The organism is Methanomassiliicoccales archaeon, from assembly GCA_026394375.1.
In the GTDB taxonomy this organism is placed as follows: domain Archaea; phylum Thermoplasmatota; class Thermoplasmata; order Methanomassiliicoccales; family UBA472; genus JAJRAL01.
On the sequence record JAPKYJ010000013.1, the window covers coordinates 147,991 to 161,422 of the forward strand.

The window sequence follows — 13,432 nt, forward strand, 5'->3', positions numbered from 1 at the left end:
CCGAACGCGGGGAACATGAGGGAGCTTTTTGAGCCCAAGGCCATCGCGGTCATCGGGGCCGCCCGCGAGGAGATGAAGGTGGGGCACATCGTGCTCAAGAACCTCATCGATTCGGGGTTCGAGGGTCCACTGTACCCCATCAACCCCAAGGCGGACGAGATCCTGGGGCACAAGTGCTTCCCCTCCGTTCTGGACGTTCCAGGAGAGATCGAACTGGCCGTGATCGCCGTGCCCAACGTCTACGTTCCTCGGGTCATGGAGAACTGCGGAAAGAAAGGGATCAAGGTAGCTATCATCATCACCGCCGGTTTCAAGGAGACTGGAAAGGTGGGGGCAGAGCTGGAGATGAAGGTGGGAGAGATCGCTCGTTTCTATGGCATCCGCGTCCTGGGGCCGAACTGCCTAGGCCTCATCAACCCTCAACACAAGATGAACGCCACCTTCACGAACAATTATCCGCGCGAAGGCTCGATAGCCATCACCTCGCAATCCGGTGCCATCTGCTCGACCATCCTGGACTGGGCGGAGCACATCAAGGTGGGCTTCTCAAAGTTCGTGAGCGTGGGGAACAAGGTGGACCTGGACGAAGCGGACATCCTGCGATTCCTGCGCGATGATCCGTCCACCAAGGTCATCGGCATGTATATCGAGGGCGTGAACCGGGGAGTCGAGTTCATGCGTGAGGCCTATCTGACCTCGGCCAACAAACCCATCCTTGCCTTGAAGGCGGGGAGGACCAACACCGGAGCGAAGGCGGCGTCCTCGCACACCGGTGCTTTGTCCGGGAGCGACAAGGTGTACGGCGCAGCCATGCTTCAGTCCGGCATCGTGCGGGTGCAGAACATCGAGGAGTTGTTCGACCTTCTCTTGGCTTTCGCGACCATGCCCCTGCCCAAAGAGGGTGGGCTGGCGATCGTCACCAACGCCGGCGGACTGGGGGTATTGGCGGCGGACGCCTGCAGCGACCATGGTCTGAACATGGCATCCTTCACCGCTGAGACCATCGCCAAGCTGAAGAGCAAGCTGCCAGAGGAGGCGAACTTGTATAATCCGGTGGACGTGGTGGGGGATGCACGGACTGACCGCTATGAGTTCGCTTTGCGTACTGTCATGGACGATCCCAACGTCTCCTGCGCACTGGTGATGCTGGCGCCCACCGACCTGGTGGACATTCCTTCGGTGGCGCAGTTGGTCGCCTCCTTCGCTGGCAAGACATCAATGCCTCTGGTGGCCACGTTCGTGGGAGGGGAGGACGTGGCAAAAGGAGTGACGATTCTGAGAGAATCCGGAGTGCCAAGTTATGAGTCCCCGGACCGGGCCATCCGTGCTCTGGCAGCGATGATGGAGTACCGCCGGGCGGTCGAGTCTCGGACCAGCAATTCGTTCCTTCGGGTTCCAGGGGATGGAGATCGGGTGCGCGCCCTGATCCGGAGCGCAAGGGAAGAGGGCCGTGTCAGCCTCTCGGAGAAGGAGGGCAAGGATATCTTGGTGGCTTACGGCGTGTCCGTTCCCCAGGAAGGCGTGGCGAAGAGCGCTGAGGAAGCGGCGCGCATCGCTGAAGACATAGGCTATCCGGTGGTGATGAAGATCGAATCCCCGGACGTATTCCACAAGACGGACGTGGGAGGCGTGGCCGTCAATATCGCCAGCGGGGACGAGGTGAGGAAGCAGTTCGATCTGATAACCACCAGGGTGCGCACCCGCATGCCTCAGGCTCGCATCCAGGGCATCTCGGTGCAGAAGATGCTGGTGGGACGAGAGGTCATCGTGGGAATGGTCCGGGACCCGCAGTTCGGTCCGGTCGTCACCTTTGGCCTCGGGGGCATCTTCGTGGAAGTGATGAAGGACGTCGTTCAAAGGATCGCCCCCTTGACCAAGGAGGACATAAGCAACATGATACGCTCCATCAAAGCCTATCCGATATTGGCCGGGGCGAGGGGCAAGAGGCCGGCGGACATCGAGGCCTTGAAGGACGTCATCGCCCGGGTGGCCCAGATCGGGGTCGACTTCCCGGAGATAGCGGAACTGGAGATCAACCCGGTCATCGTCGGGGACGAGGGCCAGGGATGCAGCGCGGTGGATGCGCTTGTGACAATTGGGAGGGAAAGGGAATGAGAAGTCTCTTCATGGGTTCGGTTGTGGAACGATCTGGTAAGAGCATGATCACGCTTGGAATAGCGCTCAATTGCGGCAGGCGGCTCGGCTACTTCAAGCCGTTCGTGGAGAAGCTCATCAACGGACGCGAGTCGTTGGTGGACCAGGACGCCTATCTGATGAAGAGGGCGCTCAAGCTCAAGTCAAAGGAGGAGGAGCTTTGCCCCTTCGTCTACGACGTGCTCAGACCGGTCCCCATGTCCTCGATCGTCGAGGCGTACGATCGTCTGAGCAAGGACTGCGAGTTGATGCTGGTGGAGGGGACGAGGGACATAGTCACCGGCTGCTTGCACGGGGTCTCGGGCATGGCCATAGCGTCCGCCGTGGGGGCGGAGGTGGTACTGATCTCCACCCCGCAGCCTTCAGCGCTGGACAAGATTGCCATGCTGGTGCGCATGATGCAAGCTCAGAACATCCCGTTCAAAGGGGTCATCTTGAACATGTGCGACGACCCGGCGATCAAGCTCATGCTCGAGGACAAGGGAGTGAAGGTCCTGGGGGTGGTGCCCGAAGTACCAGAGCTCAAGCGCTTCACGGCCCGCGAGGTGCGGGAGGCCGTCAATGCAGAGCTAGTGGTGGAGAACGGCCTGGACAACGTGGTGCAAGAGGTGATGATCGGTGCCATGACCCCCGAGACCGCGCTCACCTACATGCGCCGCGTGCCCAGGAAGGCGCTCATCACCGGCGGCGACCGGGCGGACATACAACTGGCAGCGCTCTCAACGGACACATCTTGCCTGGTCCTCACCGGAGGGCTGTATCCGGCCAAGCAGGTGGTGGCCAAGGCCTATGAGGAAGGCGTCCCGATACTGCTCACGCGCTACAACACGCTGGAGGCGGCGGAGATGGTGGACCATCTCATCGCCCGCATCGACCCTGACGACAAGGAGAAAGTGGAACGCATAAGGAAAGTGATCGGAGCATCCGTGGACATGGCCGCCCTCTTGAAATGATTAGCCTCAACTCGTGACCAGGACCTCGCTCGAGCCATCCTCCTTCTCCCGCACCAGGATGGCGCCGTTTATGAGGTCCTTCATATCCTCCACATGGGTGATCAGCACGATCTGGCTGAACTGCTTGGAGAGCTGATCGAACGCGTTCACGATGTTGCGCTTGCGCACCTGGTCCTGGGACCCGAAGATCTCGTCCAGGATGAGGAAGTTGAGGGCGTTCCCGGAACGCTCGCTGATCATCTTGGATATGGCCAGGCGCAGGCAGAGATTGGCCAGGTCTGCTTCGCCCCCGGAGAAGCGGTCCAATGGATACTTCTTTCCCCCGTCCAGGACCTCGATCTCGTATTCGTCGTTCAGCTCCATGCCCGCGTACTTGGATTCGGTCAGCTCTTGGAACAGCTTGGAGGATATCTGGGAGAGCGCGGGGGTGATGCGGGCGATGACCTCCGACCTGAAGACCCGCATGGCATCGCTGAGCGCGCTCTGCTCCTGAAGCTTCCTGGTGCCGGCGGAGGTTCTCCTCTCGATAGCTTCCACTTCCTCCAATTGCCCTCGGATCGCCGCGGCCTCGTTCTCCTTGCCCGAGAGCTCCGCCTGCTTTCGGGCGATCTCCTTGCTCTTGAGCATGGCAGCATCGGCCGCTCCGTCCACCTCGGACTGCGCTCGCTCCAGGTCGCCCTCGTGGTAGCCTATGCTCTCGACCTTGGTAGTGGTGGATCTAGCCTCTTGTCTGAGGACCTCCAGAATCGTTCTTGCGTTCTTCAGCGCCTTCTCCAGCTCGGTAGTGCGCTGTACCTGCGCCTTCAGTTCCTGGCACCGGTCCGCGGCCGCCCTGAGCTTGGTCAAGCTGCCTTTGAGCTGCAGGTATCTAGCTTCGTCAAAATCGATCTCCCCTATCTCGTTCGCTCTGCGCAGCAGCCCCTCCCTCTCCACCTCCAGTTGTGAGCGTTGAGCGGTCCGCTCCCGCAACCGGGATAGCAGTTCCACCTCTCTTTCCCGGTCTGCGACCAGCTTCTTCCTCCTCTCTTCCAGGGCCTTGGCCCTTTGCATCGATTGCTCGGCCTGCGTCTGCAGGCCAGATCTCTCTAGGTCCAACTGCTTCCGCTCGGCGCTCTTGCCGCTCAGTTCCTGACCAAGCTTGGTCAGGAGGGATGAATGCTGGTCCCCCATCCGCCGTTCGCAGGTGGGACAACAGCTCTCCGGCCCCAGCCGGGAGATCTCTTCCATCTTCTTTTTCAGCGCATCCATCTCCCTTTGGAGGCGGCGGGCCTCGCTCTCCTTTCCCTTGGCACCCTCCGACCGGTCCTTGGCCTGTTCCAGGAACTCGCTGAGATTCTTCTCCACGCTAGCAAGGTGGCCGGATGGGTCCTTCAGCTCCTCGAGCTCGATCGCTGTCCTCTTGCAGTCCTCCTCGATGCGCAGCCGGTCCCGGTCCACGACGCTCAGCCTTGCCTGGATGCCCTTCCTCTCCTCGTAGGAGCGCAGGACGTTCTCGAACTTCTCCTTCTCCTGCACCGCCTTCTCATATTCCTCCTTGATAGGGCGAAGCCTGGCCAGCTCCTCCTTCTTCTCGCCCAAGGAGCGAAGCTCTCCTTCCAGCTCCGCTTCGGATCGCTCCTGTGCCTTCAGTTCCATCTCCTTGCGCATCAGGTCGTCGCGGGCGGAGCGATAGCGTTCCTGGATGGCAGAGATAAGAGAGCGATCCCCTTTCTTCTCTTCGACCTTCGATTCAAAGGAGATGAGCTGCGTCCTCAGCTCTTCCATCTCGGATCTCAGCTTCTTGCGCGATATCTCGACCGCCTCCAGGTTCAGGAGGAGCGATGGGTGCTTCATCCCTCCATCGGATTGGACGAGGGAGGCCTGCAGCCCTTTGAGCTCGCTCTCTATGAGCCGGGCGTCCTTGTCGATCTCAGTGACCACCTTGTCGAGCACGTCCACTTCCAGCATGCGGCGCACCAGCTTCCTGCGTTCCTCAGCGCGCAACGAGCTCAGTGCGTTCAGATCTTTCTGTTTGGCGAACACCGAAACGAAGAAGGCGCGATGGTCCATGCCCAGCCTCTCGATCATGGCGTCTGTTACTGCGGTATCTCCTTTCGCCAGTAGCTTGCCGTTCACGGTCAAAGAGGCATCGAGCGCGTTCCTCTGCCCCTTCATGATGCGCTGCAGACGGTAGCTCTCACCCTCCAGCTCGAATTCCAGGGTCACGGAGCAGTCCTCGTTGGGCCAGGCTCCGGAGAACTTGACCCCTTCCTTGCCGGTGCGGACGATGCTGCCTTCGTTGCCGTAGATGGCCCAGGCGATCGCCTCCACCAGCGACGATTTGCCTGAACCGTTGCGGCCGATGATCCCTACGATGCCTTCGGGGAACTCCACCGCGGCCTGGCGGAACTTGCGGTAGTTGCGCAGCTCCATGTACCTCAATCGGATTCTTCCAGCCCCCTTTGCAGATACTCCAGGCCTTTGCTGCGCAGTCTCTCCTTGTCAGCCTTCTCCACTGGATAATGATCCAGGAAGGAGACGAACTCCTTCTCCAGCGAATCGATGTAGGTGCTGGCGCTCTGAAGGGAGACGCCCTCCTGCACCACCTCGAAGCGGGCGTCGAAGTGCATGGCCTTGGCGGTTGCGGAGCGGAGCCAGGTATGGTCGATCGCCCGGTAGACCGGCGATGCCACGTTCCTCACTATCAGGCGGACCAGCTTGCCCTCCAGCTCTTGTGATTCGATCTCATTTTTCAGTTCCTGACGCAGCTCGTCCGCGTCCTTCCTCTTGGCGTCGATGAGCGGAAGATCGAGCATGGGACGAGAGCGCAGGGGCACGAACTCCTTCTTGCCCTTCGCCAGGTCAACCATGACGAAGCCTTTCTTGTCCCGCGCCTCTGAGAAAGAGAGCCGCTCCGTCGAGCCAGAGTAGGTAGCGTTCCTGGTCACGTGCACGAAGCCGTGATAATGGCCGAGCGCAATGTAGTCCAGTTTCTCGTTCAAAGCGGAGACGGGCAGCATCAGCTCGTTGAACTCCCCCATGCGGAAATCCTGGATGCTTGCGATGCCGACATGCATCATGCCCACGTTCAGGTGCGAGTCGGATGGTCTCATCTTCTCCGCTTCCCTTTGCAGCACCTCCCCTTCGCAGTGGGGCAGGGCGTGCACCATCAGCCCGCCCAGCTCGATGCTCTCATATTCGCCCTTGAACACCGGATGGACGTCCTTCAAGTGCTCGAAGACCTTGAACACGCTACCGGTCTCCCGCAACTTCGGAGTGGAGTGGTTCCCGGCGATGACCACCACCGGGATGCCCGCCTGGGAGACGCGCGCGAACTGATCGAGAGCGAACGACAAAGCTCGATTCGACGGGCGCACGGAATCGAACAGGTCGCCCGAGTGCAGGAGGGCGTCCGGCTTGAGCCGAACGACCTTGTCCACGCATTCCTCGAACGCCCGATAGAAATCCACCTCCCGCAGGTTCAGCCCGGACTGCTCGTCCACTCTGCCGAAGGCCGAGTAGCCCAAATGCGTGTCGGAGACGTGGGCGATCCTCATCTGTGCACCAGTTCGCCCCCAACAACGGCATGCGCTCTAAAAGGGATTTCTCAGACCGTCCCGAAAGTGCTAGGACCGTTTCTCTTCCTGGCCTTCGACGATGTTCGCAGCCAGCGCATCCTGCAGCCGCATGTACCCAGAATGGAAGAAGTCCCAGAGCAGGTAGCCGAGGAGGACGCCGATGAGCACGAAGATGAGCACCAACCATGACTGGTATTGATCGAACACATAGGCGAAGGGCACGATGGCGAGCAGTATCACCACCACCACGAAGAGCCGCACCAACTTCTTCAGCATGCGGTAGACCAGGGTGCCGCTTAAGACCTGGTAGGATCTGGTGTCCAGGACGCTGGCCGCCAGCAGTCTGACGACGTTGCGCATCTTGTTCACCATGCTGATCACCACCGGCATCGATAGGGCGATGGTGATTACCAGTGCCAGCACCGAAGGGATGATACCGATGGCGCGCGCGATCGGGTCGAGCACCAAGCTGAAAGCCAGAAGCACGCTGCTCAGGAACGAGATGAGCACTATGATGATCAGGTCCACGAAGATCCAGAAGAGCTCCCGGCGGATCTGCTTGCGTTTCTCAGCGGACAATGCCAATCGTCTTCGCACGTCCATGCGCACGCCTTCGATGACGCGCATGGTGCCGAGGACGCCTTTGGGAGTGTGCGTGACGAACCAGTTGAACCACTTGGGAGCGCGGTTGACGCACACCGGAAGGAGAACCATGGTGATGAGCGCCGCCCCTATGACAGCGGAGTAGAAAGCGTCGGTGAGCGCCCCTGCCTCGCTGCCTTGTTTGGCGATGATGAAGGAGAACTCACCCATGGCCACCATGCTCGCACCTGCCAGGAAGGACGTTCGCACAGGCAGGTTAGAGATATAGGATCCCAGGGTGACCGCGAACATCTTGCCCAAGATGAACACCAGAGCGATGACGATAGCGGGAACGATGTTCTTCAGCACCAGCAATGGCTGGACGAGCATGCCGATGGAGACGAAGAACACGGCCAGGAACATCTCCTTGATGGGCGCTACCTTCTGCTCCACGTGCAGATGCGCCCTGGCATGTCCAATGATCACGCCCATGATGAAGGAACCTATGGCCACGGAGAGCCCGATCTGGTCCGCCACCAATGCCATGCCGAATGACAGTCCCAGCGCCACCAACAAGAGCGTTTCGCTACTGTAGCCCCGGTCCACCCGGTCGATCAGCTTCGGCACGACCGCCAGACCGAGCACGAGGGAGAAGCCGATGAAGAGCAGGATCACCACCAGGATGGTGATGGTGGCGGAGAGCCGGGGCACTTGCCCGGTGAGAAGAGGAGAGGTCATGGTGAGCAGGATGACCGCCGCCAGGTCCTCCACGATGAGAACGCCGATGAGCGATTCCACGTACTCCTCCTTCAGCTTGCCCAGTTCTTTTAGCACGCTGAGAATGACGGCGGTGGAGCTTATGGAGAGTATCGCCCCCATGAAGATCGATTCCACGAAGGAGTAGCCCATGGCGTGGCCCAACGAGTAACCGATGCCCAGCATCGCGCACACCTCCACCCCCCCGGCCAGGATGGCGAAGGAGCCGATCTTGCGCAGGCGGTTCAGGTTGAACTCCAGTCCGATGGAGAACATGAGCAGCACGATGCCCAGGTTGGCCAGGAAATCGATGGTGTCCATGTCGAACTGCAGCACCGATCCGATGCCTCGCGGACCGAGAATCATTCCCGCCGCGAGGTAGCCGATGACCGCGGGAAAGCGGAGCTTGGTGAACACCACTGACGAGATGCCAGCGATGACCAGGATGAGCGCGATCTCGAGCAACATGTGCGTGCTATTGTCCATCGCTCTCTCCGTCCGGCGCCAATGGTCCCAGGCCTAAAAGAACTTCCTGTCTATGGTCGGCTTTCCGGGGTTCTGAGTCTCCCTGGCCTCCGCTTGGGTGATCTCCGCCTGCACGCACTCCTCGTACAGATGGATCTTGACCAGCACCGCGAAGGGCGTGAAGGGAGAAGCGAATGTAGTGAAGATCCGAAGTCCCTTCTCCCGAGTTCGCTCCTGCTCGCTGCCCTCTCCTCCACCGAAAAGTTATTTCAATCACTGGTGGATAAAGCCGCGCGATGAGTCCAGCCCCGCAGCGGTTCGGCACGTCAGAAAAGAAGACCCGACCTAGGGTCAAAGTCATAGGCGTTGGCGGAGCAGGCTGCAACGTCGTGGCCGAGGGGCCTTTGGAGGCGGTGGCCGTCTGCAAGCTGGAGGAGGGGCCTGGAGCAGCTCGATTGCGGACAAGATGCGTGCTGACCAGAGACCATGTTCGGCTGTTCAAGACCACCTCTCCCCAGATGTTCAGCGCCATCGGGGGGGACCTGAAGAGCGGCCTGTTCTCGCGCATAGGGGAGGCGGACATCATGTTCCTCTTCGCCGGCCTGGGCGGAGAGACCGGAAGCAACGTCACTCCCGCTCTGGCGAACATCTGTCGCCGGCACTGCAAATTGGTGGTGGTCTCCGCCGCCCTGCCCTTCTCCGTGGAAGGGGGAGAGAGGCATTACATCGCCACCCAGTCCATGGAGAAGATCCTCGAGCACTCGGACATGTTGATCTCCTATGCCAACGACTGCCTGCTCAGGATCGCTCCCAACCTGCCTTTGAGGAAAGCTTTCAGCGCCATGGACATGATCATGATGGCGCCGGTGCTGGAGCTGGCTTCAGCTCTCACCCTGGAGGACCTGGGCCAAGTGCGCTCGGACTTCTCCTCCTGCAAGCACGTCCGCGCGGGAATAGGCATCTCCGGCGAACTGGACCGCGAACTGCGGGCAGTGGAAGAGGCGTTCACTTCCCCCTGGTTCGATTTTGAGTTGAAGGACGTCAAATCCGCGCTCACCGTGATCTCGGCATCTTTCACCGACGAGGGGCTGCAGGCCAAGATCGCCCAGGACATCGCTTATCGCGTTCCGAACGCGAGGGTCAGGTTCGTCGGGCGCTTGGACCCGGAACTGGGAGACCGCATCCGGGTCCTGGTGCTGCTGGGCGTGGGCCAGCGAAGACCTTAGCCCTTTCATTCTTTGATGATCTCGGGCGGCGCCCCGGCCATCTTGACCAACGCCTCCGCCTCCATGAAATGCAGCTTACCCGGGACGACCAGGGTATGCAACGGCGGACCCAGGTCAATCTTGACCACTTCCGCAGCATAGCCGGCCACGAGCTTCTCCGTCGGCGAACCGACGCGGGCGGCGGCGCATACGATGCTGTCTGCCTGCATCAATCCGCCTCCCAGTCTCTTCTCCGCATCCAAGAGCCATTGCACGCCTTCCGAAGCGGACATGAAGCGATCCTCCGCCTCCCGGATGTCCAGGAGCACGAGCGAATGCAACCCTCGCTTCTTGTTCTCCAGGATGTTCTCGTACGGGCTGGCGGGCAAGAAATTCTTCTCTGGGAAGGGCAGGGTGATGGTTCGCCCGAATTTATAGGGCTGCAGGCCGAACGCGGCGGCGCAGGCGGTGAATATCGAGACCCCGTGCACGAGGGAGGTGGAAATGCCCTCCTCCATCGCCCTCAGCCTCATGTCCACGTGCGTCGTGGCCGCCATGGTGTCCCCGGCGGTGACGAACGCCACCTTCCTGGAACGGGCGGCCTCGATGACCTCCTCTCCCTCCTCCACGTCCATCCGCTCCAGGACCTTGACCTCCTTTCCGATCAAGCGCGAGAGCTCGTCGACGTTCGAATCGATCAGCTTGGAGGTGTAGAACTCCGCGAATACCAGATCACATCCCCTGAGAACCTCGAGCGCCCTTAGGCTCATGTCCTGGACGCTGCTCAGCCCTAAACCGACAAATACCAATTCGCCCATGCCATTCACCGTGCGGTCCCTGTGCTTGAAGGTTCCCAAGGGAGAAGGGGAGTCGGTTCGTAAAATACTTTTAGAGAGCGGGCTGCTGGACATCTCTCTGAAGGTCAGGCGGGTCGACGATCACATTCTTTTCCCTCTCCTGTCTGCCGAGGTGGGCAGGCTTGACCACGAGGTCCTGGAGGAGGATTTCGAGGAGAGGAGCGTGGCAGAGGCGGACTTCGCTCGCCTTGCACACGTCCCGGAGCAGCTGAGAGATCTCATCCCTTCCTCGTTCGACGTCATCGGGGACGTGGCGATTATGAAGCTGCCAGAGGAGCTGCTTCCTTATTCTAAAGAGGTCGGGGGAGCGCTGAAGCAGGCGTTCCCTAGGCTGCGCACCATCGCATTGGACAAAGGGGTGAAAGGCGAGCTCCGGGTGAGGGACCTGGAGGTGATCGCTGGGGACGAAGTGCTGGAGACCGTGCACACGGAATACGGCATCAAGTTGCTCGTCGACCCATCTAAGGTCTATTTCAATCCCCGGCTGGCGAATGAGCGCATGCGCGTCGCCTCTCTTGTCCACGACGACGAAGTGGTCCTGGACATGTTCGCTGGCGTGGGACCTTTCGCCATAATGATCGCTCGGCACGCGAATCCAAGCATCATCTTCGCCGTCGATCTCAACGCGGACGCGATATCCTACATGAGGCGCAACATCGAGCTCAACAAGGCGGACAAGGTCATGGCCATCGAGGGCGATGCCAAGGAGGTCATCTTCGAACTGCCGAACGTGGACCGCATCGTCATGAACCTGCCGCACTCCGCCATGGACTTCTTCCCCGATGCGCTCACCAAGCTCAACTTCGGAGGCACCATCCACCTCTACCACATCTGCGAGCGCGACGATATCGATCGAGTGCTGGACGAGCTGCTCACTCGGGCAAGAGGAATGGGCGCGATGGTGGAACTGGTGAGGCAGGAAGAGCTGAAGACCTACTCGCCGTCGATGAGCGTCTACTCACTTGACCTTGTCCTTAGCAAGTGGTGCTAGGATGATGCCTTTCTGCCCCTGGTAGTTGCCGCTTCGCTTCTCATAGGTCATCTGCACCTTGGAGTGCATGGTCTCGAAGCACATTTGCACGAAGCGAGAGCCAATAGGTATCTCCACCTCCACGCTGGAGGCGTTGAAGCCTGCGAAGGTAAGCGTTCCATGGAAGCCAGCATCGATCTTGCCCAGCCCGACCAATATTCCTTTTCTGATCCACGACGTTCGAGTCCAGAGCTGCGCCGCCAGGTCGTCCGGCAGTTCGACATATTCCACGGTCGAGACATAGAACATGGCCTTGGGCGGCACCTTGGCCTTGCCTTCTTTGAACGAGATCCCAAGCTCGGGCAGCGAGAGCTCCGCGATCCTGAGATCGTAGCCATTGGGCGTGAGCGAGCCTTCGTGATAGTCGCGGATCCGGAGCGTGCCCTCCTTCATTCTTGCCAGGATCTCGTGGTCGGCGAGGATGCACATGCCTGCCGCATGGTCGAGCGAAGCCTTAATCGTTGCATTTCTTCTGGAGCCTGATAGGCCGGATCCTCTTGTGGGCGTATCGGTCGTTCGGAGTCGCACCAGTAGTCCATTTCGATTCGAAGTAGGCCAGCATCGATAGGCTTGGATGTGGGAGCAGAGTCACCATTGAGGAAACAACGGACGATTTTGTCGCAATGATTCCGATTGGGTCGTTTTTCTGCAAATCAATAAATACCGCCCTGTCCATCATATGTCAGTTGGATGATACATCCAACTATGCTGGGCTGAGCTTAAGCATCACTAGTAGGACATCCTGGAGGGAGGAGATTGGAATCATCGAAGCGTATGATCATCATCGCCATCGCGGTCGTGGGCATCCTTGTGACCGCGGGCTTGGTCGTGCTCGTGGGCAACAAGCCTGCGTCGGGAGAGAACTTCAACGTCACCATGACCGACGCTCTGGGACGCAAGGTCAACCTGACGCACCAGCCGGAGCGCATCGTCTCCTGTGCTCCTGAGATCACCGAGCTGGTCTATGCCATGGGGCAGGGAAGCAAGCTGGTCGGCGTGACGGGGTATTGTGACTACCCTCAGGATGTAGTGGACAGAAAGGCGGCCCAGACCGTCAAGGATATCGGGGGATTCTCCACGCCCAAGGCAGAGGAGATCGTCGACCTCACCCCTGACCTGGTGCTCGTGACCGCCTCGATGTCGCAGCACGTCGAACTGGCGAATCAGCTTGAGGGTCTCGGTCTGTCGGTCGTCGCCCTTTACGAGGGAGCGACGATCAACCGCGTCTACGACAATATCCGCCTGGTCGGTTCCGCTCTTAAGATGGAAGGACAGGCGGCGAGCCTGGTGGGCGAGATGCAGAAGAAGATCACCGCCATCCAGGGGAAGATCGACTGGGCCAAGCCTCAGGCGAAGGTGTTCTTTGCGGTTTGGCTGGAACCAATCTACACTGCCGGTGCTGGAACGTTCATAGGCGAAGTGGTGCAGTTCGCCGGAGGCGCGAACGCGATGGCCTCCTACCCCGGCTGGGCAATGGTCTCCAAGGAGGACGTGATCGCGGCTTCACCAGACATCATCTTCGTTAGCGGCACCATGATGGAGATGACCCCCGAACAGATCATCACCAGCATGGAGACCGACCCAGTGTGGAGCATGACCCCCGCGGTGCAGAACCACAAGGTGTTCGTGGTGACGAATCAGGGTGAGAACGTGTTCGTCCGACAGAGCGTGCGCATCGTGGAGGCGATCCAGCTCATGGCGGAGGTCCTGCAGCCCTCGGCGTTCGGGGCGAACGTGCCCAACATCATAGGGAGCGAGTATCAGGATTACCTAACACCCCTAACCTCTTCCAGCGGCCCGGCTGCCGATGTCCAATCGGTAGCTCTGGCCGTTCCGATCAAATGGGAGTGAGACGTTTCGGATGGCCGGGGAG

General features: G+C 60.0%; 10 protein-coding genes. 5 read left to right on the forward strand and 5 right to left on the reverse strand.

All coding sequences use genetic code 11. From position 1 onward, the window contains the following. The first annotated feature begins 15 nt into the window (after positions 1–15). Together NT137_02630 and NT137_02635 are read left to right on the forward strand one after the other, a co-directional pair. Positions 16–2,115 (forward strand): acetate--CoA ligase family protein, encoded by a 2,100-nt coding sequence (locus NT137_02630; protein ID MCX6652232.1) that lies wholly within the window; start codon positions 16–18, stop codon positions 2,113–2,115. Further along, on the forward strand, positions 2,112–3,107 hold the full coding sequence (locus NT137_02635; GenBank protein MCX6652233.1) for an AAA family ATPase: 996 nt from the start codon (positions 2,112–2,114) through the stop codon (positions 3,105–3,107). Before NT137_02630 ends, NT137_02635 begins: the two co-directional genes overlap by 4 nt. A 6-nt stretch (positions 3,108–3,113) precedes the next feature. Here the strand turns inward: NT137_02635 and NT137_02640 are convergent, their stop codons facing one another. The 3 genes from NT137_02640 to NT137_02650 form a co-directional block, all read right to left on the reverse strand. Beyond that, entirely contained in the window at positions 3,114–5,519 is a 2,406-nt protein-coding gene (locus tag NT137_02640; GenBank protein ID MCX6652234.1) for an SMC family ATPase, read from the reverse strand. Between the two features lie 5 nt (positions 5,520–5,524). Next, positions 5,525–6,643 carry an exonuclease SbcCD subunit D gene (locus NT137_02645; protein ID MCX6652235.1) on the reverse strand — a complete coding sequence of 373 codons (1,119 nt, stop codon included), beginning with the start codon at positions 6,641–6,643 and terminating at the stop codon, positions 5,525–5,527. Positions 6,644–6,712: 69 nt separating this feature from the next. Further along, positions 6,713–8,488, reverse strand: coding sequence for a cation:proton antiporter (locus NT137_02650; protein ID MCX6652236.1), 1,776 nt, complete (start codon positions 8,486–8,488; stop codon positions 6,713–6,715). A 275-nt stretch (positions 8,489–8,763) separates the two neighbouring features. Here NT137_02650 and NT137_02655 point away from each other — a divergent pair, with 275 nt between their 5' ends. Then, complete coding sequence (locus tag NT137_02655) at positions 8,764–9,693, forward strand: hypothetical protein (GenBank protein ID MCX6652237.1); 930 nt, start codon at positions 8,764–8,766, stop codon at positions 9,691–9,693. 5 nt (positions 9,694–9,698) lie between these two features. Here NT137_02655 and dph5 read toward each other — a convergent pair whose 3' ends face one another. Further along, complete coding sequence (dph5, locus tag NT137_02660; GenBank protein ID MCX6652238.1) at positions 9,699–10,529, reverse strand: diphthine synthase; 831 nt, start codon at positions 10,527–10,529, stop codon at positions 9,699–9,701. Here dph5 and NT137_02665 point away from each other — a divergent pair. Next, the gene (locus tag NT137_02665; protein ID MCX6652239.1) at positions 10,516–11,520 is read left to right on the forward strand and encodes a class I SAM-dependent methyltransferase family protein; all 1,005 of its coding nucleotides are present in this window, start codon (positions 10,516–10,518) and stop codon (positions 11,518–11,520) included. The two genes, dph5 and NT137_02665, sit on opposite strands and share 14 nt — an antisense overlap. Here NT137_02665 and dcd read toward each other — a convergent pair. Beyond that, a complete protein-coding gene (gene dcd / locus NT137_02670; protein ID MCX6652240.1) occupies positions 11,488–11,988 on the reverse strand; it encodes a dCTP deaminase in 501 nt (166 codons plus the stop codon). The genes NT137_02665 and dcd overlap by 33 nt on opposite strands. Positions 11,989–12,315: 327 nt before the next feature. On the opposite strand from dcd, the gene NT137_02675 reads away from it, so the two are divergent. Then, positions 12,316–13,410 (forward strand): ABC transporter substrate-binding protein, encoded by a 1,095-nt coding sequence (locus tag NT137_02675; GenBank protein MCX6652241.1) that lies wholly within the window; start codon positions 12,316–12,318, stop codon positions 13,408–13,410. Positions 13,411–13,432: the final 22 nt, after the last annotated feature.